General features: G+C 63.0%; 21 protein-coding genes and 4 tRNA genes. 11 read left to right on the forward strand and 14 right to left on the reverse strand.

All coding sequences use genetic code 11. The features are described 5' to 3' along the window. Positions 1-3: 3 nt before the first annotated feature. Positions 4-465 (forward strand): Lrp/AsnC family transcriptional regulator, encoded by a 462-nt coding sequence (locus C2I35_RS16630; RefSeq protein ID WP_103764178.1) that lies wholly within the window; start codon positions 4-6, stop codon positions 463-465. A 4-nt stretch (positions 466-469) separates the two neighbouring features. Here C2I35_RS16630 and tpiA read toward each other — a convergent pair whose 3' ends face one another. From tpiA to C2I35_RS16675, 9 genes are all read right to left on the reverse strand, one after another. Continuing rightward, on the reverse strand, positions 470-1,222 hold the full coding sequence (tpiA, locus tag C2I35_RS16635; protein ID WP_103764179.1) for a triose-phosphate isomerase: 753 nt from the start codon (positions 1,220-1,222) through the stop codon (positions 470-472). A 59-nt stretch (positions 1,223-1,281) separates the two neighbouring features. Beyond that, the gene (locus C2I35_RS16640; RefSeq protein ID WP_103764180.1) at positions 1,282-1,632 is read right to left on the reverse strand and encodes a HesB/IscA family protein; all 351 of its coding nucleotides are present in this window, start codon (positions 1,630-1,632) and stop codon (positions 1,282-1,284) included. 32 nt (positions 1,633-1,664) lie between these two features. Further along, complete coding sequence (locus C2I35_RS16645) at positions 1,665-2,384, reverse strand: DUF3307 domain-containing protein (RefSeq protein ID WP_103764181.1); 720 nt, start codon at positions 2,382-2,384, stop codon at positions 1,665-1,667. Further along, the gene (locus C2I35_RS16650; RefSeq protein WP_103764182.1) at positions 2,381-2,998 is read right to left on the reverse strand and encodes a hypothetical protein; all 618 of its coding nucleotides are present in this window, start codon (positions 2,996-2,998) and stop codon (positions 2,381-2,383) included. Before C2I35_RS16650 ends, C2I35_RS16645 begins: the two co-directional genes overlap by 4 nt. 50 nt (positions 2,999-3,048) lie before the next feature. Next, positions 3,049-3,411, reverse strand: coding sequence for an SUF system Fe-S cluster assembly protein (locus tag C2I35_RS16655; protein WP_103764183.1), 363 nt, complete (start codon positions 3,409-3,411; stop codon positions 3,049-3,051). Between the two features lie 210 nt (positions 3,412-3,621). Beyond that, positions 3,622-5,028, reverse strand: a complete 1,407-nt coding sequence (rimK, locus tag C2I35_RS16660; protein ID WP_103764184.1) for a 30S ribosomal protein S6--L-glutamate ligase — start codon at positions 5,026-5,028, stop codon at positions 3,622-3,624. Between the two features lie 113 nt (positions 5,029-5,141). Beyond that, the gene (locus C2I35_RS16665; RefSeq protein WP_103764185.1) at positions 5,142-5,414 is read right to left on the reverse strand and encodes an NfeD family protein; all 273 of its coding nucleotides are present in this window, start codon (positions 5,412-5,414) and stop codon (positions 5,142-5,144) included. Then, complete coding sequence (locus tag C2I35_RS16670) at positions 5,411-6,301, reverse strand: SPFH domain-containing protein (RefSeq protein ID WP_103764186.1); 891 nt, start codon at positions 6,299-6,301, stop codon at positions 5,411-5,413. The genes C2I35_RS16665 and C2I35_RS16670 overlap by 4 nt, the downstream gene beginning before the upstream one ends. Positions 6,302-6,388: 87 nt before the next feature. Next, positions 6,389-8,050, reverse strand: coding sequence for a mechanosensitive ion channel family protein (locus C2I35_RS16675; RefSeq protein ID WP_146050058.1), 1,662 nt, complete (start codon positions 8,048-8,050; stop codon positions 6,389-6,391). 163 nt (positions 8,051-8,213) lie between these two features. On the opposite strand from C2I35_RS16675, the gene tgt reads away from it, so the two are divergent. The 3 genes from tgt to C2I35_RS16690 all read left to right on the forward strand — a co-directional run bounded on the left by tgt (position 8,214) and on the right by C2I35_RS16690 (position 13,774). Beyond that, complete coding sequence (tgt, locus tag C2I35_RS16680; protein WP_103764279.1) at positions 8,214-9,344, forward strand: tRNA guanosine(34) transglycosylase Tgt; 1,131 nt, start codon at positions 8,214-8,216, stop codon at positions 9,342-9,344. A gap of 768 nt (positions 9,345-10,112) precedes the next feature. After that, positions 10,113-12,524, forward strand: coding sequence for an endopeptidase La (lon, locus tag C2I35_RS16685; RefSeq protein WP_103764188.1), 2,412 nt, complete (start codon positions 10,113-10,115; stop codon positions 12,522-12,524). 524 nt (positions 12,525-13,048) lie between these two features. Further along, positions 13,049-13,774 (forward strand): NAD(P)H-dependent oxidoreductase, encoded by a 726-nt coding sequence (locus C2I35_RS16690; protein WP_103764189.1) that lies wholly within the window; start codon positions 13,049-13,051, stop codon positions 13,772-13,774. A gap of 117 nt (positions 13,775-13,891) precedes the next feature. Here C2I35_RS16690 and C2I35_RS16695 read toward each other — a convergent pair whose 3' ends face one another. Beyond that, positions 13,892-14,092, reverse strand: coding sequence for a hypothetical protein (locus C2I35_RS16695; RefSeq protein WP_103764190.1), 201 nt, complete (start codon positions 14,090-14,092; stop codon positions 13,892-13,894). Positions 14,093-14,219: 127 nt separating this feature from the next. Here C2I35_RS16695 and C2I35_RS16700 point away from each other — a divergent pair, with 127 nt between their 5' ends. Next, positions 14,220-14,585, forward strand: a complete 366-nt coding sequence (locus C2I35_RS16700; RefSeq protein WP_170067245.1) for an HU family DNA-binding protein — start codon at positions 14,220-14,222, stop codon at positions 14,583-14,585. A 109-nt stretch (positions 14,586-14,694) separates the two neighbouring features. Further along, positions 14,695-14,769, forward strand: a tRNA-Val gene (locus C2I35_RS16705). Positions 14,770-14,793: 24 nt separating this feature from the next. Here C2I35_RS16705 and C2I35_RS16710 read toward each other — a convergent pair. After that, positions 14,794-15,150: a hypothetical protein gene (locus tag C2I35_RS16710; protein ID WP_103764192.1), complete on the reverse strand. Its 357-nt coding sequence runs from the start codon at positions 15,148-15,150 to the stop codon at positions 14,794-14,796. 217 nt (positions 15,151-15,367) lie between these two features. On the opposite strand from C2I35_RS16710, the gene C2I35_RS16715 reads away from it, so the two are divergent. Both C2I35_RS16715 and C2I35_RS16720 read left to right on the forward strand, forming a co-directional pair. Next, positions 15,368-15,443 (forward strand) — tRNA-Val (locus C2I35_RS16715). A gap of 175 nt (positions 15,444-15,618) precedes the next feature. Further along, the gene (locus tag C2I35_RS16720; protein ID WP_103764193.1) at positions 15,619-16,305 is read left to right on the forward strand and encodes a hypothetical protein; all 687 of its coding nucleotides are present in this window, start codon (positions 15,619-15,621) and stop codon (positions 16,303-16,305) included. Here the strand turns inward: C2I35_RS16720 and C2I35_RS16725 are convergent. Further along, the gene (locus C2I35_RS16725; RefSeq protein WP_103764194.1) at positions 16,288-17,016 is read right to left on the reverse strand and encodes a helix-turn-helix domain-containing protein; all 729 of its coding nucleotides are present in this window, start codon (positions 17,014-17,016) and stop codon (positions 16,288-16,290) included. The two genes, C2I35_RS16720 and C2I35_RS16725, sit on opposite strands and share 18 nt — an antisense overlap. A 301-nt stretch (positions 17,017-17,317) precedes the next feature. Between C2I35_RS16725 and C2I35_RS16730 the strand changes: the two genes are divergently transcribed. Beyond that, positions 17,318-17,394 (forward strand) — tRNA-Asp (locus tag C2I35_RS16730). A gap of 26 nt (positions 17,395-17,420) precedes the next feature. Continuing rightward, positions 17,421-17,497 (forward strand) — tRNA-Asp (locus C2I35_RS16735). Positions 17,498-17,513: 16 nt separating this feature from the next. Here C2I35_RS16735 and C2I35_RS16740 read toward each other — a convergent pair. Together C2I35_RS16740 and C2I35_RS16745 are read right to left on the reverse strand one after the other, a co-directional pair. Continuing rightward, positions 17,514-18,380, reverse strand: coding sequence for an alpha/beta fold hydrolase (locus tag C2I35_RS16740; RefSeq protein ID WP_103764195.1), 867 nt, complete (start codon positions 18,378-18,380; stop codon positions 17,514-17,516). 3 nt (positions 18,381-18,383) lie between these two features. After that, the gene (locus C2I35_RS16745; RefSeq protein WP_103764196.1) at positions 18,384-19,772 is read right to left on the reverse strand and encodes a dipeptidase; all 1,389 of its coding nucleotides are present in this window, start codon (positions 19,770-19,772) and stop codon (positions 18,384-18,386) included. 249 nt (positions 19,773-20,021) lie between these two features. On the opposite strand from C2I35_RS16745, the gene hemA reads away from it, so the two are divergent. Continuing rightward, the gene (gene hemA / locus C2I35_RS16750; RefSeq protein WP_103764197.1) at positions 20,022-21,245 is read left to right on the forward strand and encodes a 5-aminolevulinate synthase; all 1,224 of its coding nucleotides are present in this window, start codon (positions 20,022-20,024) and stop codon (positions 21,243-21,245) included. The last annotated feature ends 130 nt before the right edge of the window (positions 21,246-21,375 follow it).

Raw genomic sequence — 21,375 nt, forward strand, 5'->3', positions numbered from 1 at the left:
AGAATGAGTGTTCGCCTTGACGAACTGGACCGGAAAATCCTCTCGGAGCTTCAGAAGGACGGGGGGCAATCGCTGGACGATATCGCGAAAACAGTCGGCAGTTCCAAGACCCCGGTGTGGAACCGGATTCGAAAAATGCGCGAGGGCGGCGTGATCCGGCAGCAGACCTTTCTGCTGGATCCCGAAGCCCTTGGACTGGAGGCGTGCTTCTTCGTCCTGATCCGAACGTCTGAACATGACAAGGAATGGCAGGACAGGTTTCTCGATGCGCTGAGAACACGGCCGGAAGTGATGGAGGCGCACCGGCTGGCGGGCGATATCGACTACATTCTTAAAGTCGTGGTCAGCAACGCGCGCGCCTATGACATCTTTTACCAGGCACTGATTTCAGAGGTGAAAGTGCACAACGTGACGGCGCTGTTGTCGATGGAAGAGATCAAGTCAACCACGATGCTGCCAGTCTAGGCGCCTACGCTTTGCCCTCCAGCGCCTTGATAATGGGGGAAAAATCCGTGGCCTTGAGGCTGGCGCCTCCGACCAGCGCACCGTCGACATTGTCGGTGGCGAAAATCTCGGCCGCGTTGTCGGGTTTGACCGATCCGCCGTAGAGCAGCGGGATGGCGCGCCCCTCGTTTTCTCCGAAGCGACGGATCATGCGGGCGCGGATGAAGTCGTGCACCTCGTCGATCTGCTCGGTCGTGGGGACCTTGCCGGTGCCGATGGCCCAGATCGGCTCGTAGGCGACGACCGTGTTGGCAGCGGTGCACCCATCGGGCAGGGAGGTGGCCAGCTGTTCACCGATGATATCGAGCGTATTGGCCGCCTCGCGCTGAGACAGCGACTCGCCCACGCAAACGATGGCGACAAGCCCTGCGGCGTGGGCCGCGCGGGTCTTGGCGTTGACGTCGTCGCTGCTCTCGCCGTGGTCCTCGCGCCGTTCGGAATGGCCGAGAATGACGCTGGTGGCGCCGGCGTCGAGCAGCATCTCGGCAGAGATGTCGCCGGTATGGGCGCCACTGGCCTGAGCGTGACAATCCTGTCCACCGATCTGGATGGGCCCATTGGCAACGGTTGCCGCCGCTGTCTGAACCAGTGTTGCGGGCGGACAGATCAGGATATCAACGCTGGGGTCGGGATGCGCCTGTGCGAGCGCAGACAGTTCTTCCAAGGCAGCACGTGTGCCGTTCATCTTCCAGTTACCTGCCGCCAGTTTGCGCGCCATTCGTTACCTCCGGGTTAATTGACCGGAGTGGTAGCGGCTCGCGCAGGGCGGGGCAACGTTTACATGCCTTCGAACTTGATCGACTCGCCGCAGCCGCAGGCCTCGGTCACGTTGGGATTGTTGAACACGAAACCCGATTCCAGAAGCGAGGTCTGATAGTCGATTTCCGTTCCGAACAGGAACATCTGCGCCATGGGGGCGATCATCACGCGCGCACCGTCCTGCTCGACCACCTCGTCATTGGGGTCGACCTCGGTCACGTAATCCATGGTGTATTCCATGCCCGCGCAGCCGCCTTTCTTGACGCCGATGCGCAGGCCCTGGTGGCCATCCTTGTCCATCAGGCGGGCAATCATCGACGCCGCTTTCGGGGTCATGCTGACCGCCTGTTTGCCTGGAATTCCGAACATGGTGCTGCCTTTCTCGCTGCGATGTCCCCAATCTATGCAAGCCAAACGGCAATCTCAAGCGGGGGCAGCAAATCCATCCAGGCGCGCGTGGCCTCGGACACCAGGAACGCCCATGCAAAGGAGGCCAGCGTGCCGATGATCACGTATTCCGCCGTTTTCTGGTCACGCGCGGCGGTGCCGAAGCGCAGGATGGATTTCGCGGTGATCAGGAAGCCCACGCCAAGCGGTTGATTTGCCATGACGAAAAAGAAGATCAGCCCACGCTCGATCAGCCCGATCTGGCGGCCGCCGTTGCGCAGTCCGCGTTGCTGGATCAGCACACCGTGCGAGCGCATCAGCAGGCCGACGGCGTACTGACCGGCGACCAGGGTGGTGACCAGCCCGGCCAGAAGCGCCATGAGCGGCAGCAGGGTCGGCGTGTCGGCCCATGCGCCGGTGGCCCAAAGGGTGGGGGCGTGGAACGCGACGGCGATGATCACCAGAAGATGCAGGGCCTGATCGGCGAGAAACGCGGTCAGCCCCTTGAAATTGCCGTAGGTTTTCGCGCAGTCGATGGCCACGTGCGCGGCGGCGAGGGCCAGCACGGGCAGCGCGGCGACCTGGCCCAGCGCGGCCAAGGAGGCCACCAGTACCAGCGCCCCGTGGAGGAGCATGACGCCGAAGTGACGCTTGTTGCGGTGAATCCAGTCCGTTTGCAGGACGAAATCGGACAGGACATGGGCGAAGAGGAGGGCGGTGAAGGTCTCGATCATTCCGACGCCTCCAGGAGTGTCAGGGCATCATGCAGGGCCGGGTAGCCGGCGGCGTGCAGGGCCTGGTCAATGGCTTGGCGGGAGATGCCGAGGCGGTCGGCGGCGACGCGGCGCGGCCCGGTCCCGGGGGGCAGCATCGCGGCCACGGCGCGGGCCTGGGCCTGTGTCCAGCCCTGCGCGATGTGGTCGGCAAGGCGGTAGGTGGCATCGAGCGGGCCACCGGCGGCGTGCGCGAGAAGCGTGTTGCCCGTGAGCGACTCCAGCAGGCGGCCCGAGGCGCTGAACGCGGGGCCGTGGGCGCTGTTGGGGTTGGCGTCAGGCCCGTCGGGCAGGGTGCCTTCGCCGATCGCCACGGCGATGCGGGATTGCACGGCCGGGTCCAACGCCATCAGGCTGGATTGCAGGTAAAGCGTTGATCTGAGGTCATATTCGGATGCGTTGACCGCCAGTTGCCAACCGTCACCTCCGCGCCGTCCGAAGGCCGCACTAGCGTCTTGGCTCCAAGCGGAAATGTCATCTGACAGCCGATCGAGGCAGGCCATGACATCGTCGAGACGCTTTGCCGAAAGGGCAGTGGAATCGACGATATCGCCGGTGAAGACGGTCCAGATCATGTGCAAGTAATATTACTTGCTTTTGCAAAATGCAAGCGCTTTTGCTTGCCTTACATGAATCCGAGTTCGAGGCGGGCCTCGTCGCTCATCATGTCCATGCCCCAGGGCGGCTCCCACGTCAGATCAACATCAACTTGTTTCACACCTGCTAACGGCTCGATCGCCTCGGCAACCCAGCCCGGCATCTCGCCGGCAACGGGGCAGCCCGGGGCGGTCAGGGTCATGATGACGCTGACCTCGTTCTCGGCGGTGATGTCGATCGTGTAGATCAGGCCCAGATCGTAGATATTCACAGGGATTTCAGGGTCATAGACCGAGCGGCACGCCTCGACGATCTGATCGTAAAGCGGGTGATCCGTGCTGGAGGGCGCGATCAGCGGCGCGCCTTCGAGGGGTTCTGGCTGCTGGGTCATGTCACATCCTGTGCGGTTATCCGACTGAATATATAAGGATACGAGAGCGGCGCGTCCAGAGGGCGCGCGGTGGATTAACACCTCGATTTCGGCCGGAAGGGCGGGGGTGACACGCGTGCACCCCCCGTGCACCGGGCGTGCACCGCCCCGGCGCGCCACCAGACGGCGCGCATTGCTTAACGCGCGGCGGATGACGTTGCGTGGCCGGCCCTATTTGCCGGAGCGGCGGCGGCGGATCGGGGCGGGGCGCACGCGGCTTTCGATGTCGTCGTAGAGCATGCCGACGATGTTCTTGCCGGTGGAGGTCTCGATGCCTTCCATGCCGGGCGAGGAGTTGACTTCGAGCACCTTGGGCCCGGCCTCGGCCCGCAGAAGGTCGACGCCCGCCAGCCCCAGGCCGAAAGCGCGGGCGGCGCGCAGGGCGGTCTCGCGCTCGGTCTTGGTGATGCGCACCGACTTGGCCGAGCCGCCACGATGCAGGTTGGAGCGGAAATCGCCCTCGGCCCCGGTGCGTTTCATAGAGGCGACGACCTTGCCGCCGATCACGAGGCAGCGGATATCCTCGCCCGCGGCCTCCTTGACGAAATCCTGCACGAGGAAGTTGGCCTTGAGGCCGCGGAAGGCGTCGATCACGCTCTCGGCGGCCTTCTTGGTTTCGGCGAGGACAACGCCCTTTCCTTGCGTCGACTCCAGCAGCTTGACGATCAGGGGCGCGGTGCCCACGAGGCCGATGAGGTTGCCGGTGTCCTGCGGCGAGGCCGCGAAGGCGGTGTTGGGCATCCCGACCTTGGCGCGGGCCATCAGCTGATGCGCATAGAGCTTGTCGCGGCTGGAGGAGATGCCGGCCGAAGGGTTCACGCAATAGGTGCCGATGGTCTCGAACTGGCGCACGACGGCGGCGCCGTAGGACGTGATCGAGGCGCCGATGCGCGGGATGACGGCGTCGTAGCGGGGCAGGCGCTTGCCGTCGTAATGCACTTCGGGTGCCAGCGTGTTGATCGCCATGTAGCAGCGCGTGGTGTCGATGACCTCGACGGAATGGCCGCGCTTCTCGCCCTCCTCGACGAGGCGGCGGGTGGAATAGTTGTTTTCCCGCGACAGCACCGCGATGCGCAGGGAGCGGTTGGGCTGGGCCTCGCGCATCTTCTTGGTGTGATAGACCTCGTAGTTCAGTTCGGGCTGAAGGAAGCGGTCGGTGGCGACGATCGAGATGTGATCCTTGAGCGCCGTGCGGCCCAGCAGCATCCGGCTGTTCATGGTCGAGCGGTTGGTCAGCGTGATCTCGATGGGCCAGGACTGGCCCGCGACCTCGAGCTTGCTTTCGATGACGTAGCGCAGTTCCTTCTCGCCGTTCGAGGACGCCACCTCGCGCCGGTCCACGATGGGGGCGGAGCAGGGGATCACCAGGTCGTCGCGGCCCGGGATCGGGTGGACGGTGAAGCGAACCTTGGGTTTCGAGGACGGCCCGAAGGTTTCGATGTCAAAGGCGTGCAGCGCGGAGGTGCGCGCGCCGGTATCCACCTTGGCCCGCAACGCCGGCACGCCCAGTCCGGGCAGGGAAATCCATTCTTCCCAGCCAAAGTTCAGGATCTCGGGGCTGTCGGCGGAGTCTGTCATGGAACGGCCTTCTGGTTGTGGATCGGTCGGCGGTGGAACTGTAAGTTTCACCACGTAATGCATGTCGGCACAAGGTTACGGTAAGGTGACGGTCGCGGGGGCGGCGCGTGGAGCTACTTGTTGATGTCTTCGTCGAAATAGCGGGTCTGGTCGTCAGACGCCCGGAAGACGCGGCGCAGTATCAGCCATGCCACCAGCGAGATCCCCGCGAAGAGGGCGAGGAGCGTCGGCGGCGCGAAGGGGCCGAACAGGGCAACCAGCGGGGCCATGACCGCGGCCCCGACCGCGATGCCGAGGAAGATGTAGCCCGGCATCAGCAGTTCGAGAATGGCGATGGCAAGCGCGGCGCAGAGCCAGACCCACCAGTGCGACAGCAGGTCGATCATGGCTTGCCCTTGAGCATGGTAAAAGCGTTGGCGAAGGCCTCGACCGCGTGGGCGGGCACGATGACGGTTTGAGATGACGGTCCCTGGCCCAGGGCGTTGAGCGCCTCGACCTGCTTCAGGGCGACCTGGTATTGCGCGGCTTCCAGCCCGTTATCGGCGATGGCGCGGGCCACGACGCCGGTGGCGTAGGCCTCGGCGTCGGCCTGGATGCGGCGGGCCTCGGCGGTCTTCTCGGCGGCGTAGAGATCGGCGTCGGCGGCCAGTTCGACGGCGCGTTTCTGGCCCTCGGCCTCGGTCACCTGCGCGCGGCGGGCGCGCTCGGCGTTGAGCTGTTGCAGCATGGCTTCGCGCGTGGCCTGGTCGAGGTTGACGTCGAGGATCTCGGCCCGGGTGACCTCGATCCCCCAGTTGTCGACGGCGTCCTCGACATGCTGCTTGATCGTGTCGATCAGTTGCGAGCGGTTGGCCTGCACGTCGTCCAGATCCATCTTGCCGATCTCGGCGCGCACGATCCCGGCGACCGTGGTGGCGATGGCGGCGTCCACGTCGCGTATGCGGTAGACGGTCTTTTCGGGATTGGTGATGCGGTAGAAAACGGAGGTTTCAACCTCGACCAGCACGTTGTCGCGGGTGATGGCGTCCTGGCTGGCATTGGGCAACTGGCGTTCGAGGATCGAGACGCGGTGCCGGATCTTGTCGAGGAAGGGCACGATGAAATTGATCCCCGGCCCCAGCACCGAGCGCAGGCGACCGAAGCGTTCGACGACATGCTGTTCGGATTGCGGAACGATCTTCACGCCCTGGAAGATCACGATGAACAGCAGCAGCGCGAGCAGGATGTAGGACAGGTTGGAAGAGAGCAGGTCGATAATCTGGTCTTCGGTCATCGGGATCCCCGTTGAAAAGGTCCCGGTTTAATAGGGCCAGCGCGCGCGCCAATGCAAGGCTTTGGTGGCGGTGTCGGGCGCGCGGGATCAGCCGTCGGGGTAATCCTGCGCGGGGCCTTGCGGCAGGAACGGCTTGCCGGTTTCCTTTTCCAGCTCGGCCGCGCGGGCCAGCAGGCGTTCGCGGCAGGCGGTTTCGAGATCCCAGAAGGTGGACTGGTCGGGCGTGGGCAGGCCGAAGAGGACCTTCTTGCCGAAGACGTCCTGGTCGGCGACCCAGACGCCCGCGTCCTCCTTGGACCCCAGCGTGCCGTCGTCGATCTCGTCCATGATCTCGAAGAACGCCTTGCGCAGGGCCTCGACATCGGCGGTCTGGGCAAAGGTCATGCGGATGGGGCGGGTCATCTCGCGGTCGCCGGCGGAGAGGTTCTCGAAAGGGTGTTTGACGAAGTGGCTGACCGGCACGATGAAGCGGTTGCCGGTCCAGATTGCCAGCTGGACATAGGTGAAGTGGATGCGCTCGACGGTGCAGAAGCGGTCCTCGAAGATGATCTGGTCGCCGATGCGGGCCGAGCGGTTCAGCGCGATCTGCACGGCGGCGAGCAGGTTGCCGAGCACTTCGCGGGCGGCGAAACCCAGCACGATGGTGATCGCACCCGCGCCGGCCAGAAGCGTGTAACCCAGCGAATTGAAGACCTGCACAGAGCTGAGCAGCGTGGCGGCGCCTGTGATCACCGCCAAGATGATGACGAACTTGCGGAAGCCCGACAGCATGGTGGCCATGTTGCGATAGTGCGAGTTGCCGGGGATGGCCAGTTCCTCCGGGCTGTTGAGGCTGACACGGTCGAAAATCTCGTCGGCGACGCGCACGGCGGCCAGGGACAAGCCCACGACGTAGCCCAGCAGCACCAGCGGCCCGACGATGACGCTGATCGGGCCGGTGACCACCAGAAGGCGGTTGGTGGCAAAGCCGATGATGGCGGAGATCACGATGATGGTGGCGGGCAGGCGGAAGGCGCGCACGCAGGCCTGAACGATCCTGCGGCTGGAGAACTTCCCGAGCCAGCCGACGAGGTGATACGCGAGATAGCCCAATAGGAAGGCAATGACGGTGATGACGGGCAGCACCAGCCATTCCCAGACATACATCCCGAAGGGTCCGCGTTCACGCGCCCAGGGGGGCATCGCCATTTCCAGCCTGGTCGGCTTGAACCGTTCGTAGAGCGCCGGGATATCGCGCACGCTTTGGCGCGAGATGACCCAGACGGGATCGCCGTTCGCGGGTTTCACGCGGTTCAGGCGCAGGGGCACGGGCCGCTTTTCCAGCTCCAGCATGTTGAGCAGGATCGAGCGGCGCACGCGGCCGGCACCGGGGTCTTCCTGGGCGCCGTCAAGCCAGCCGTCGGGCCGGTCCGAGAGGTCAGTCCACGGGATCAGCACCTGCCGGTCGATGATCATCTTCAATTGCCGCGCGAGGTTCGCGCCGCGGTTGGCCTGCGCGTCGAGTGGCAGGTCCCCGAGGTCCAGCAGGTGGGCCGCGGCGCCGTACTGGTCGTCGTCGAAGAAAGACAGAAGCGATTCCATCGCCGAGCGGGGCGTGTCGCGGTCGAGCGCCGCGGGAGGCTCGGGCAGACCGGGGTTCAGCAGGTCGATCTCGAAATAGGGCTCTTGCGCCAAGGCCGCGGATGCGCCGGACAGTATGACAAGAAGCGCCGCCAAGAGGCTGCGCAACGAGGCGGCGATGTTGTGCATGTGTATCTTCACGTGTCCCGTCGTTTTTGTTTCACCATAACCCAGCCTGTCTCGGTTTGGTTCATTTTCTTCTGCGTGCCGTGGCGTCGGGCCCATATGCGGGATGATTGAAGCTTTCGTCAAAGGCGTTATGGAGGGCGCATCGAGGTCAAAGGGTGATGACATGACGAACGGGGTCGCATTCGAGTTGGGCGGAACGGACGGGCAGGCGCGGACGGGGGTGATCCGCACGCCGCGGGGCGAGGTGCGCACGCCGGCCTTCATGCCGGTGGGGACCGCCGCCACGGTCAAGGCGATGATGCCCGGATCGGTGCGCGAGACCGGCGCGGATATCCTGCTGGGCAATACCTATCACCTGATGCTGCGCCCCACGGCAGAGCGGATCGACGCCCTGGGCGGCTTGCATCGGTTCATGAACTGGGAGCGGCCGATCCTGACAGACAGCGGCGGGTTCCAGGTGATGAGCCTTGCGGGGTTGCGCAAGCTGACCGAGGAGGGTGTCACGTTCAAGAGTCACATCGACGGGTCGAAGCACGAGCTGACGCCGGAGCGGTCGATGGAGATCCAGCGCCTCTTGGGCAGCGATATCGTGATGTGTTTCGACGAATGTCCCGCGCTGCCGGCGAGCGACGACGAGGTGGCGCGGGCGATGCGCCTGTCGATGCGGTGGGCGGCGCGGTCGAAGGACGCGTTCGGCGACCGGCCGGGGCATGCGCTGTTCGGGATCATGCAGGGCGGCGTGACGCAGGAGTTGCGCGAGGAAAGCGCCAAGGCGTTGGTCGAGATCGGGTTCGACGGCTACGCCATCGGCGGGCTTGCGGTGGGCGAGGGGCAGGAGGCCATGTTCGGCGTGCTGGATTATGCCACCGGGTACCTGCCGCAGGACAAGCCGCGCTACCTGATGGGGGTGGGCAAGCCTGATGACATCGTGGGCGCCGTGAAGCGTGGCGTGGACATGATGGATTGCGTTCTGCCGTCGCGGTCGGGGCGGACGGGGCAGGTGTTCACCCGGCACGGCGTGCTGAACATCAAGAACGCCCGGCACCAGGACGACCCGAGGCCCCTGGACGAGGCCTGCACCTGTCCGGCATGCAGAAACTATTCCCGTGCCTACCTGCATCACGTGTTCCGCAGCCAGGAGATCATCAGTTCCATGCTGCTGACCTGGCACAACCTGCATTACTACCAGGAGATCATGGCGGGGATGCGCGAGGCGATCGCCGCCGGAGCGTTCGACGCGTGGGAGGCGGAGTTTCATGCCCGGCGGGCTGAAGGGGATATCGCGCCGATTTGATAAAGATCTCTGATGTTTAGCCAGGGCGCCGGTTTTCGGACCCAGATTGTTTCCAAAACGTGATCTAAATTCGTTAGGCGGTGGGCGGATTTTCGCTTATACTGGTTCTATCATTTTGGGAAGTGATATATATTACAATGACTTACGCTGCCTTTACTTTTAGCTGGATGTTTGTCGCACTTTTCGCGGCAATGTTGCTCGCCTGACTTGAATCACGCGTCAGGCATGTTGTGTGCCATGAAATGTACCGGTCCCGTAGCAGGGGCCGGTACATCTTTTTTGAACCCGGCGGCGGTAGAGCGCGACCCAGAGGCATCACGACACTGTGACAGACTGGGAGCAATGAAATGACCTATGCCGCATTCACCTTCAGCTGGGCCTCGGTGGCTGTTCTGGCCGCGATTTTTCTGGCCTGAAGCGCTGTCGATTTCAGGGCCAGGTCGTGGGGGGGGGGCGAACCTCGGACTTCGACCTTGGCCGCCCAGCCTTTTCCAGCCCGTCTCTTCAGGGTGGGGACGTGCAGGCCGGGGCCGCCACCTTGTCAAATCGAAGCGTTCTAGAAGGCCTTCTTCGCGGCGCCAGCGGTAAGACTGCGCATATTTGATGCTTGTACCCTTGCGTGGCGCAAGGCATTCTGCACGCGACCTGGCCGGGGGCGAGGTTGAATCCGGGCCGCGAGCGCCCAGATTAACAGTATCGAAACGGAGAAGGACGGTGGTTGCCGCAATGTCGGGACCGGAGCCTTCTTGCCAATACAGGATAACGAGCATGTTAGAACCCCTTAACGCCTCTTACCCGGTCTTGCCGCTACGCGACATCGTCGTGTTCCCGCACATGATCGTGCCGCTTTTCGTCGGGCGCGACAAATCCGTGCGTGCGCTTGAAGAGGTGATGCAGGACGACAAACAGATCCTGCTGTCGAGCCAGATCGACCCGGGCGAGGACGATCCCAATGCCGACGGTATCTACAATTCCGGCGTTCTGGCGAACGTGCTCCAACTGCTGAAGCTGCCCGACGGCACCGTGAAGGTGCTGGTCGAAGGTGTGGCGCGGGTCAAGATCACCGAGTACCTCGAGAACGAGAATTTCTTCGAGGCGCGGGCCGAGTACCTGTCGGAAATGCCGGGCGACGCCGCGACGATCGAGGCGCTGTTGCGCACCGTGTCGGACGAATTCGCACGCTATGCCAAGGTCAAGAAGAACATCCCCGAAGAGGCGCTGGCCGCCGTGACAGAGGCCGACGATGCCGCCAAGCTGGCCGACCTGGTGTCGGGGCATCTGGGCATCGAAGTGGCGCAGAAGCAGGAACTGCTGGAGACGCTGAGCGTCAGCGAGCGGCTCGAGAAGGTCTATGGCCTGATGCAGGGCGAGATGAGCGTTCTGCAGGTCGAGAAGAAGATCAAGACGCGCGTGAAGAGCCAGATGGAGCGTACGCAGCGCGAATATTACCTGAATGAGCAGATGAAGGCCATTCAGAAGGAGCTGGGCGATGGCGAGGACGGCGAAGGCGAGATTGCCGAGCTGGAAGAGCGCATCGAGAACACCAAGCTGTCGAAAGAGGCGCGCGAGAAGGCCGAGGGCGAGCTGAAGAAGCTCAAGAACATGAGCCCGATGAGCGCCGAGGCCACGGTGGTGCGCAACTACCTGGACTGGATGCTGTCGATCCCGTGGGGCAAGAAATCCCGCGTGAAAAAGGATCTGGGCCGGGCGCAAGACGTGCTGGACAAGGATCACTATGGCCTTGAGAAGGTCAAGGAGCGGATCGTCGAGTACCTGGCCGTGCAGCAACGCTCGAAAAAGCTGAAGGGCCCAATCATGTGCCTTGTCGGCCCGCCGGGCGTGGGCAAGACGAGCCTTGGCAAATCCGTGGCGCGGGCGACGGGCCGCGAGTTCATCCGCATCAGCCTGGGTGGCGTGCGCGACGAGTCCGAGATCCGCGGGCACCGCCGGACGTACATCGGCTCCATGCCGGGCAAGATCATCCAGTCGCTGAAAAAGGCGAAGACGACCAACCCGCTGATCCTGCTCGACGAGATCGACAAGATGGGCCAGGATTTCCGTGGCGACCCCGCGTCGGCCATGCTGGAGGTGCTGGACCCCGAGCAGAACGGGACCTTCGTGGACCACTACCTCGAGGTCGAGTACGACCTGTCGAACGTGATGTTCCTGACCACGGCGAACTCCTACAACATGCCGGGGCCGCTGTTGGACCGGATGGAGATCATTCCGCTGGCCGGTTACACCGAGGATGAAAAGCGCGAGATCGCCAAGCAGCACCTTCTGGCCAAGCAGATCAAGAACCACGGTCTGAAGCAGAAGGAGTTCAGCCTGGACGACAGCGCGCTGACGGCGATCATCCGGCATTACACCCGCGAGGCGGGCGTGCGGAACCTCGAGCGCGAGATCAGCAAGGTGTGCCGCAAGGCGCTGACCAAGATCATCAAGAAAGAGGCCGAGCGCGTCGACGTGACATCGGAGAATATCGACGATTTCCTTGGCGTGAAGAAGTTCCGCTATGGCCTTGCTGAAGAGAAGGACCAGGTCGGTGTCGTAACCGGGCTGGCCTATACCTCGGTCGGTGGCGAGCTTTTGAACATCGAGGCGCTGCGCCTGCCGGGCAAGGGCCGGATGAAGACCACCGGCACGCTGGGCGACGTGATGAAGGAGTCGATCGATGCCGCGTCTTCCTATGTGCGGTCGATCAGTCCTCAGATCGGGGTGAAACCGCCGCGGTTCGAGAAGTGGGACATCCACGTGCACGTGCCCGAAGGCGCGACGCCCAAGGACGGGCCGAGTGCGGGTCTGGCGATGGTGACGTCCATCGTGTCCGTTCTCACCGGTATTCCGGTGCGTAAGGACATCGCCATGACCGGCGAGGTCACGCTCCGTGGTAATGCGCTGGCCATCGGCGGGCTGAAGGAGAAGCTGCTGGCGGCCTTGCGTGGTGGCATCAAGACGGTGCTGATCCCGCAGGAGAACGAAAAGGACCTGGCCGAGATCCCCGACAACGTGAAAGAGGGGCTGGAGATCATCCCCGTCGAACACGTGAGCGATGTTCTGAAACTGGCGCTGGTGGACACGCCCGAGCCGGTGGAATGGGACGAGGCAGCCGAAGAGGCTGCCGCCGCGGAAGCTGCGCGGAAGTCCGGCGAAGACGGGGCAGGGGCCGTGACCCACTGAGCCTGCCGCACCCGTCGAACAAAGGGCGCCCAGAGTGACGCTAGTCCCTTACCGGACGTGTTGAGGACGCAAGCGCGATCTTGGGCGCACCACGGCACTGAAAATGCGAATGCCCCGCAGAGACCTGCGGGGCATTTTCAGGTTCCGGAGGTCGGCATTGCGGGACTTTGCTGCCGTTCCCGACGGCGGCAAACGCCAGCCCGAAGGCGGGGCTGACGATCGCCGGGCCGCTGCAAATGACGACTAGACTGTGCCCCTCGCGGTCTGCATCAACGCGCTTTGGCTGCTCCCGCACCAATCGAGAACAGCGCGCAAACGGGCGGTTTGGGGGAACTCGGGATGCATCGGCGACCAAAGGTCGATAGCGAGTCCGCCCAGGCGATCTGCGGAACTGTCTGGCACTTGTTCCAGTCAAGCGTGCTGTTCATCTGTGCAAGATTCATTTTCATTAATGTCTGATGAAGTATCAAAAATGAAAACCTATTCTCAGACACGACCGGAAATAAGCACGGAGAGCAGCGCACATGCATACCCATATCGTTCATGCCCATCCCGAGCCGTTATCCTACAATGGCGCCCTCACGCGCGCCGCCGAAACCCAGATGAAAAAGCAGGGCGGTACCGTCACGACGAGCGATCTCTACGGCGCGGAGTTTGATCCGGTCGAGGCGGGCCGGCATTATTCGAACCGCGCCGAGCCGGAGCGCTTTGTTCCCCTCGCGGAGCAGCGCCACGCCTGGCGCAGCGATACCGTGCCCGAGGATATACGCACGGAGATCGCCAACCTTGAACGCGCGGACCTCGTGATCCTTCAGTTTCCGCTATGGTGGCACGGTCCGCCGGCAATCCTTAAGGGCTGGATGGACCGGGTCTTCATGAATGGCGGTCTCTATACCAGCCGGATGCGCTATGGCGCGGGATATTTCAAAGGGCGGCGCGCTCTCGTTTCGGTGACCACAGGCGCGCCCCGCGCAGCTTTTGGCCCGAAAAGCCGGGGCGGCGATTTCGAGACCATGTTATGGCCCGTTCAATACTCGATGCACTACATGGGTTTCGCGGTCCTGCCGCCCTTCATCTCGTATGGCGTGCAGGGGCATGGCTACAGCTACGAAGATCGGGAAACGCTCGAAGAGAGATTGAGCGACAACCTCGGGAACTGGGCGTTACACTTGTCGAGGTTGGACGACGCAGAGCGACTTCGCTTTCCTGACTGGCCGGATTGGGATGAGGATGGACGCGCGACTGGATAGACGGGCCGGTATCCAAACCCGAGTGATGGCGCGCGCGATGCGGTCGCCGACATGGGGGGGCGCGGGCTGCAAGCCGCGCGCCGTCAATCCGGTTGTTTTCGTTCGCTGAGGTGCGGCTTAGAAAGCGCCGCCGGCGATCGCCATGGTGAACACGTAGATCAGCGTTATCATCAGGATATCGATTTTGGCCGTGGAATCCTCGACAGCGGCGTCCATGACGATCTGCTGATCGAGAACGGGGTCCGAGAGGTTTCCGGCGACGGCGGGTTCGATCAGGACAAGCGATGCGAAGGCGGCTGCGGCAATGATTTTTTTCACTTTGCAATCCCCGAATTTGAGATGACCGAATCTTATGCGTCGAAGCCGAACAAAGGTCAACTCGGCGGTAGCAATCGCCGCATTTTCAGGTATCGTGTTGCAAAACTTCACTGAAAGAGGCCCAAAAATGGCATCGCGCAGTACAGCCAGCACTAAATCCGGAGCGTCCACGAAGGAAACGGACCCCGCGGCCAAACCGGAGCTGGAACTGGTCACCGAAACCTCCGGTGCCGATATCCTGTCGACCGAACTCAAGAAGCAGGAACTCTTCCAATTGGTGGCAGAGCGGGCCGATCTGAACAGGAACAAGGTCAAGCCGGTGGTCGAGGCCATGCTCGAGGTTCTGGGCGAGGCGCTCGCTGAGGGGCGGGAACTGAACCTCAAGCCATTCGGCAAGGTCAAGATCAACCGGCAGAAAGATGTTGGCAACGCGCGCGTCACGGTCGCCAAGATCCGTCAGGCCAAATCGGACAGCCCGGCTGACGGAACCTGACGCTACGGGAGGCGTAAGCCGACGTGGCGAGAAGTCGATCGCCGATCGGATTTCCGTGCAGCTTTGCTATTGCACCGTTGCGAAAGGGGCGCTAAACAGCGGCTCCGGCGGGCGATTAGCTCAGTGGTAGAGCGCTTCGTTCACATCGAAGATGTCAGAAGTTCGAATCTTCTATCGCCCACCATCTTCCGCCCGGAAAACCGCAGCGTCAGAGCGTTACCATACGCCAGACGCCGAAGCCGATAACCAGTAGCGTCACAAGCACCACGGCTGGCCAGCTCCATCCCGGCCAGTGCGGGGGGAAGCTGCGGCGCAAGACCTGTAGCGACGTTGCGAGGAACCACGCGAGGCTGAGCGCCAGGAGCATGAGGAAGGCCCTGATCTGGGCCGTGTCCTCGCCGCGCGCGCGGTACCCCAGAAGGTCAAGGTAATGCACAAGCCAAAGACATACCAAGACGCCGGCCGACAACAGCGCGGCCGTCAGCGCCTTGCGTCCATAGGGAAGCAAGGCCAGGGAAAGGAACAATGCCGCGGGAACGGCGGCGGCCAGAAGGGGTGTTGCCATGCTTGGGGGCCGGTTGTCTTTCGTCTGTTCGAGACACTATTCCTGATTGTCGCGATCCGGATACCTTTTCAGGCAAACACGACGCGATTGACCAGAGATGTTGCGTAAAAGTTATGTTTGAGGTCGCGGCAGGTCGGGACCTGCTGCAGAATGCCGTGTCGCGGGCGCTGATGCGTCTTGCAAGGCGTTGAAGGTGTTGCTAGAGGATGCCGGCGAGGGGCGGTTAGCTCAGTTGGTAGAGCGCTTCGTTTACACCGAAGATGCCGGGGGTTCGAGTCCCTCACCGCCCACCATTCCTCCTTGCTTTCGCGCTTTTTCTTGATCCGGGACAACTGTTTCTTTGACAGAAACATACCGTTTTTGAGGATCGGAGTCATTTTAACCTGCATTCCGGGCTGCTAACCATGTCTGGCAGCCGGGAACGAACCCGACGCGGGGATGTAGGTTGGCGCGGGGAAACAAAGCCAGATGCTGAATTCACTTGATGTCATCAAAGTCGGTGGCGCCTGTGTCGCCGGGCTTGGCCGCAACGGCTATCGCATTGAGACGGTTTCCGACTTCGAAGAGATGGAGCAGCTGGTGCGCACGCACGGAAAAACCAGCGTGACCGCGAAGCTGTCGTCCCATTACAACGACTTCACCGAAAACTCGGGCTTCTGGCTGGTGCTTTGGGAAGGCGAGACATTCGTCGCAGCGGTCGCCACGCGGTACGACGATGTCGGTCGCGAAAGCATGGGAGACTACATGCGCCGCACCATGCGCCGGCATTATCCCCATCCCTCCGGCGACACGTTGCTTCAGTTCACCACGGCGCTGCCGCCGGGGTTTCACGGACGCATGGCCTATATCGGTGAGCTGTTCGTGGCGCCGGGGCAGCGCGGATCACGGCAGCGGCTGCGGCAGATGATGTTGCTTTTGCATTGCTGCATCGCCACCAAGTGGCCGATCGACTGGACCTACGCGATGATGCGGGACCGGGACGTCATGGCAGGGTTCGCCACGACATACGGTTTTACCGTGCAGCTTCCCGGCGTTGCGAAATGGGCCGACCCGGCGCCGCCGGGACGGGCCGACAGCGAATGGCTCGTGGCGCTGTCCTCCGAGCATCTTGCCCACATGATGTCGTATTACGCCGGCTCACTCGAGAGCTTGTGAATAGTTCAGCACGAACTTGTTGCCCTGTCCGTCACGCACCGGCAGCAGCAGGCGCTTGTAAGTGAACCGCGGCGGAAAGCTGTGGCCGGGCAGCATCACGTCGATCTCCTCGATCGTCAGCTTGGGTTCGCCGCGCGTCGCCTCGACATGGGCCAGCCGGACGCTTTCGCAGAGATTGTCGTCGAAGGTGGTGAAGAGATAGCGCAGGTGCTCGGCCGTCTGGATGCCGAAGCTCTGGGCGGCAAGGCTCTGGTGGCCGATCTTGTAGGGCTCGGGCAGGCGGGAGTGTTCGTCGGGCGCAAGGTAGAGATCGACATGTTCGCTGAGCGTGTCGAAATTGGTCAGGACGCCGCCTTGCTGGTGCCACCAGGTCAGGACATCGTCAAGCAAGGGCCGCGCGCCACGCTGGGACAGCTTGCGGTGCGCCTCGCGGGTGACGGAGGTCAGGATGCGTTCGGCCTGAGCGGTGACGATACGGTTGTCGATCTCGCCGCCGGCCAGAGTGATCTGGTCGTTGAGGCCTGCGATCTGGTTCGGCGTGATCCCGAGGGCCGAGCAGATTTTGACGACGCTGGAGTAACCCGGGTCACTTTTCGATGACAGGAGGTTGGATATGTAGCGTTCACCCTGACCGATCTCGAGCGACAGGCCTTTGTAATCGTAAGACGAACCTTTGATGTATGTTTTCAGTCGGTCATGAAAATCCAGCACGGGGTCAAAATCCTGTTTTACGGATCAGTAGTCACATATAAGAGGTCGCTCGCATTCTCGTCAAATAGCGATTGACCTTGCACCAGTAAAGGATCTTAGACCCTTTCACCGCTCTACCTGTGCGGGAATCGGGGAAAAACACTGTTTCCCGGAACTGACGCAGCGTCACATAACCGGATGAAAGCCATGCCGGCAGCGCCCCGGAAAAACCTGTAGCTTTGGCGCGGTGACCGCTTGACGAGGCGCGGCGTGCCGCCTAAACAGCACCTCACGCTCGGGCACGGTTCCGGGCTTGCAGCGGGCGGTTGTAGCTCAGTTGGTTAGAGTGCCGGCCTGTCACGCCGGAGGTCGCGGGTTCGAGCCCCGTCAACCGCGCCACTGCTGCAGAATAATACGACCTTTGCGCGGTTGTAGCTCAGTTGGTTAGAGTGCCGGCCTGTCACGCCGGAGGTCGCGGGTTCGAGCCCCGTCAACCGCGCCACGTATCCCCCTTGAATTCAAAGAAAGAAATTGCGCAGCGCCGCAATGGTCGCGTCGGGCGCGGTGTCGATGAAAAAGTGCCCGCCCGGTATGGTGTCCGCCCGCATGTCGGTGCATTTCGAGGCCCAGGTGGCCGGCACGTCATAGGCGCGGGCCATGGCGCCGCTCGCACCATAGAGAATCAGCGTGGGGCAGCTGACGCGGGCCCCCAGATCATCGGCATCGTCATGCACGTTATGGGCAATGGCGGCGCGGTAATCGTTGCACATGCCCCGGATCGTGTCGCGCCTGCGCCAGCTGTCGCGATAGGCGGTCAGCTGATCGGGATCGAAATCCGACAGGTCGGCAGCACCCCAGCCAGTGAGGCAGGAGTGGAAATAGGCGTCCGGGTCGGCGGCAATCATGTCCTCTATAAGGGCACCGGGCTGGGCCAGGAAGAACCAGTGGTAATAGGCCTGCGCCACGTCCATCCGCAATTCCGTCAAGAGCGTGTGGGTGGGGACGATATCCATCAGGCAGGCAGCGGTGACGGCCTGGGGCGCATCGAGAGCCAGCCGGTGCGTCACGCGGCCGCCCCGGTCATGCCCGGCCACCGCGAACTGCGCATGTCCGAGGCTGGACATCAGCGCAACCTGATCGCGCGCCATCTCGCGAAAGCTGCAGGCGGCGACATCCTGCGGCTTCGCGCTGTCGCCGTAGCCGCGCAGGTCGGGGCAGACCACGGTGTGGGTTTCCGCCAGCGCCGGGGCCACGCGGGCCCAGAGCGCGCGGGTCTGCGGGAAGCCGTGCAACAGCAGCAGCGGCGGGCCGGAGCCGCCGATGCTGTAGGCGATGTCTATGCCGTTGACCTGCGCGGTCGCGTGGCGAAAGCCGGGGATGGGCATGGTCTAGCGCGACAGCCGGTCGAGCACGCGCGCCCAACTGCGGATGCCCTTGTGAAAGCTTTCGACGTTGTATTTCTCGTTGGGCGAATGGATGGCGTCGTCTTCCTGGGCGAAACCGATCAGCATGGAATCGAGCGACAGGATGTCCTTGAAAAAGCCTGCGATGGGGATCGAGCCGCCCATGCCGACGAACACGGCCTCGCGGTCCCATTCATCGGACAGCGCCTGGCGGGCGGCCTCGAATTCGGGGCGGTCGATGTTCATCACCGCCGCAGGCGAGCCGTCGAGGTCGTCGTTCCAGGTGACGCGGGCGTCGGGTGACAGGCGGTCCTCGACATGTTTGCGGATGTTCACGCGCAGCGCGTCGGGGTCCATGTCGTCGACCAGCCGGCAGGTCAGCTTGCAATGCGCCTCGGCGGGGATGACGGTCTTGGTGCCCGCACCCTGGTAGCCACCCCAGAGGCCGTTGATTTCCAGTGTCGGCCGCGCCCATTGCTGGACGAGGGTGCTGTAGCCATTCTCGCCGTGGGGGCGGGTGAAGCCGACCGAGGACAGGTATTCCTCTTCATCGAAGCCGCAGCCTTCCCATTGGCGCAAAAGCTCTGCCGGGACCTCGCGCACGCCGTCATAGAAGCCGTCGACGGCGACGCGGCCGGTGTCGTCGTGGAAGGAGGCGATGATGTGCGAGATTTCCTTGAGCGGGTTCAGGGCCGGGCCGCCGTAATGGCCCGAATGCAGGTCGATGCGGGGGCCGTGGATGGTGAACTCGTCCTTCATCATGCCGCGCAGCTGCGAGGCGATGGAGGGCACGCCGGGCGCGACCATCGAGGTGTCGCAGATCAGGGCGAGGTCTGCCTGAAGCTCTTGGGCGTTCTCTTTCATGAAGGGGATGAGGGACGGCGAGCCCGATTCCTCTTCGCCCTCGAAGAAGAAAGTGATGCGGCAGGGCAGTTCGCCGGTGACGTGCTTGTAGGCGCGGCAGGCCTCGACAAAGGTCATGAGCTGGCCCTTGTCGTCGGAGGCGCCGCGGCCGCGGATGACCTGGCCTGCATCGGTGTCCTGAATTTGTGGATCGAAGGGATCGGTCTTCCACAAGTCGAGCGGGTCGACGGGCTGGACGTCGTAATGGCCGTAGAACAAGAGGTGCGGGCCGGTGCCGTCCGAAGGCCCGTCGACGTGGCCCACGACCATCGGGTGGCCGGTGGTGGGGCGCTTCTCGGCCTTGACGCCAAGGCTTTGCAGGTCGGCAACCAGCCAGTCGGCAGCGTCTTCGGTGGGTTGCTTGAAGGCCGGGTCGGTGGAAATGGAGGGGATGCGCAGAAGTTCCTTCAGGCGGTCCATCGCGTCGGGCATTTGAGCGTCGATACGGGTGAGAATGGCGTCGAGGGACATGCGCGGGCTCCGGTCTGAAGGGGTTGTTGCGCGGACCCTACCACCGCGCGCCGCACTGTCCAGTGGGATCGGGGCGGGGCCGTGCCATTGCGACCAAAGGAGGGGCCGGGCCGCTGTTGCCAGTCGGGCAGGGGCGTGGCAATTTGTAACCTGTTGCGCGGGATGGCTTAAACTTATATCCGGCGCACCAAAGGCGAAGCTGGACGCCTCCGCGCCGCGCTCTCGTCAGACTGCCAGGAGGGGATCCGCGTGGATTACACTGCCAAGCTCGACGCCGCATTGAGCCGTCTTCACGAGGAAGGGCGTTACCGCACCTTCATCGATATCGAACGGACGAACGGCCAGTTCCCGCACGCGGTGTGGAAGCGGCCCGACGGGGTCGAGCAGCCCATTACCGTGTGGTGCGGCAACGATTATCTCGGCATGGGTCAGCATCCTGTCGTGCTGGAGGCGATGCACGAAGCGCTGGACGCCACCGGCGCGGGATCGGGCGGCACGCGCAACATCTCGGGCACGACGGTCTATCACAAGCGGCTGGAAGCGGAGCTTGCAGATCTGCACGGAAAAGAGGCAGCGCTGCTTTTTACGTCGGCATATATCGCGAATGACGCGACGCTGTCGACGCTGCCCAAGCTGTTCCCCGGGCTGATCATCTATTCGGATTCGCTGAACCACGCCTCGATGATCGAGGGCATCCGCCGCAATGGCGGCGACAAGCGGATCTTCCGGCATAACGACCTGAACCACCTGCGCGAGATGATGGCGGCGGACGACCCCGATGTGCCGAAGATGATCGCCTTCGAGTCGATCTATTCGATGGACGGCGATTTCGGCCCCATCGCCGAGATCTGCGACATCGCCGACGAGTTCGGTGCGCTGACCTACCTCGACGAGGTACACGCGGTTGGTATGTATGGCCCGCGTGGCGGCGGCGTGGCCGAGCGTGACTGGCTGATGCACCGGATCGACATCATCAACGGCACGCTGGCCAAGGCCTTTGGCGTGATGGGCGGCTACATTGCCGCAAGTGACAAAATGTGTGACGCCATAAGGTCTTATGCGCCGGGCTTCATCTTCACGACATCGCTTCCGCCGGCCGTGGCCGCAGGAGCAGCGGCGTCCGTCGCGCATCTGAAGCGTGACCAGGATCTGCGCGAGCAACACCAGACGCAGGCGAAGATCCTGAAGCTGCGCCTGAAAGGGCTGGGGATGCCGATCATCGACCACGGCACCCATATCGTTCCGGTGATCGTCGGGGATCCGGTCCACACCAAGCAACTGTCGGACATGCTGTTGGACGGTTACGGCATTTATGTCCAGCCAATCAACTTCCCGACCGTGCCGCGTGGCACGGAACGTTTGCGGTTCACGCCGTCGCCCGTGCATGGTCCGAACGAGATGGACCACCTCGTTAACGCGATGGATGAGCTTTGGAGCCATTGCGCGCTGAATCGTGCCGAAATGTCAGCATAATGTCGTCACAGGTGCATTGTTTCTTGTGCTGTGATAATACAGCGTAAACAAGAAGGGCATCGTGCGAATCGGACAGACCCGGAATAGGGTTTTCGCGCGGCGGGACAAACACAGGCACGAAGTTAGAGGG

The organism is Roseovarius confluentis, assembly GCF_002917925.1.
Classification (GTDB): domain Bacteria; phylum Pseudomonadota; class Alphaproteobacteria; order Rhodobacterales; family Rhodobacteraceae; genus Roseovarius; species Roseovarius confluentis.

Excerpts from the sequence above, each read along its gene's own strand:
- lon (WP_103764188.1), top strand. The coding sequence starts at position 10,113 with ATGTTAGAACCCCTTAACGCCTCTTACCCGGTCTTGCCGCTACGCGAC.
- tpiA (WP_103764179.1), bottom strand. The coding sequence starts at position 1,222 with ATGGCGCGCAAACTGGCGGCAGGTAACTGGAAGATGAACGGCACACGT.
- C2I35_RS16640 (WP_103764180.1), bottom strand. The coding sequence starts at position 1,632 with ATGTTCGGAATTCCAGGCAAACAGGCGGTCAGCATGACCCCGAAAGCG.
- C2I35_RS16650 (WP_103764182.1), bottom strand. The coding sequence starts at position 2,998 with ATGATCTGGACCGTCTTCACCGGCGATATCGTCGATTCCACTGCCCTT.
- C2I35_RS16655 (WP_103764183.1), bottom strand. The coding sequence starts at position 3,411 with ATGACCCAGCAGCCAGAACCCCTCGAAGGCGCGCCGCTGATCGCGCCC.
- C2I35_RS16700 (WP_170067245.1), top strand. The coding sequence starts at position 14,220 with ATGGCATCGCGCAGTACAGCCAGCACTAAATCCGGAGCGTCCACGAAG.
- C2I35_RS16740 (WP_103764195.1), bottom strand. The coding sequence starts at position 18,380 with ATGCCCATCCCCGGCTTTCGCCACGCGACCGCGCAGGTCAACGGCATA.
- C2I35_RS16670 (WP_103764186.1), bottom strand. The coding sequence starts at position 6,301 with ATGACCGAAGACCAGATTATCGACCTGCTCTCTTCCAACCTGTCCTAC.
- C2I35_RS16675 (WP_146050058.1), bottom strand. The coding sequence starts at position 8,050 with ATGCACAACATCGCCGCCTCGTTGCGCAGCCTCTTGGCGGCGCTTCTT.
- C2I35_RS16645 (WP_103764181.1), bottom strand. The coding sequence starts at position 2,384 with ATGATCGAGACCTTCACCGCCCTCCTCTTCGCCCATGTCCTGTCCGAT.
- C2I35_RS16745 (WP_103764196.1), bottom strand. The coding sequence starts at position 19,772 with ATGTCCCTCGACGCCATTCTCACCCGTATCGACGCTCAAATGCCCGAC.
- C2I35_RS16630 (WP_103764178.1), top strand. The coding sequence starts at position 4 with ATGAGTGTTCGCCTTGACGAACTGGACCGGAAAATCCTCTCGGAGCTT.
- C2I35_RS16720 (WP_103764193.1), top strand. The coding sequence starts at position 15,619 with ATGCTGAATTCACTTGATGTCATCAAAGTCGGTGGCGCCTGTGTCGCC.
- C2I35_RS16690 (WP_103764189.1), top strand. The coding sequence starts at position 13,049 with ATGCATACCCATATCGTTCATGCCCATCCCGAGCCGTTATCCTACAAT.
- rimK (WP_103764184.1), bottom strand. The coding sequence starts at position 5,028 with ATGACAGACTCCGCCGACAGCCCCGAGATCCTGAACTTTGGCTGGGAA.
- tgt (WP_103764279.1), top strand. The coding sequence starts at position 8,214 with ATGACGAACGGGGTCGCATTCGAGTTGGGCGGAACGGACGGGCAGGCG.
- C2I35_RS16665 (WP_103764185.1), bottom strand. The coding sequence starts at position 5,414 with ATGATCGACCTGCTGTCGCACTGGTGGGTCTGGCTCTGCGCCGCGCTT.
- C2I35_RS16710 (WP_103764192.1), bottom strand. The coding sequence starts at position 15,150 with ATGGCAACACCCCTTCTGGCCGCCGCCGTTCCCGCGGCATTGTTCCTT.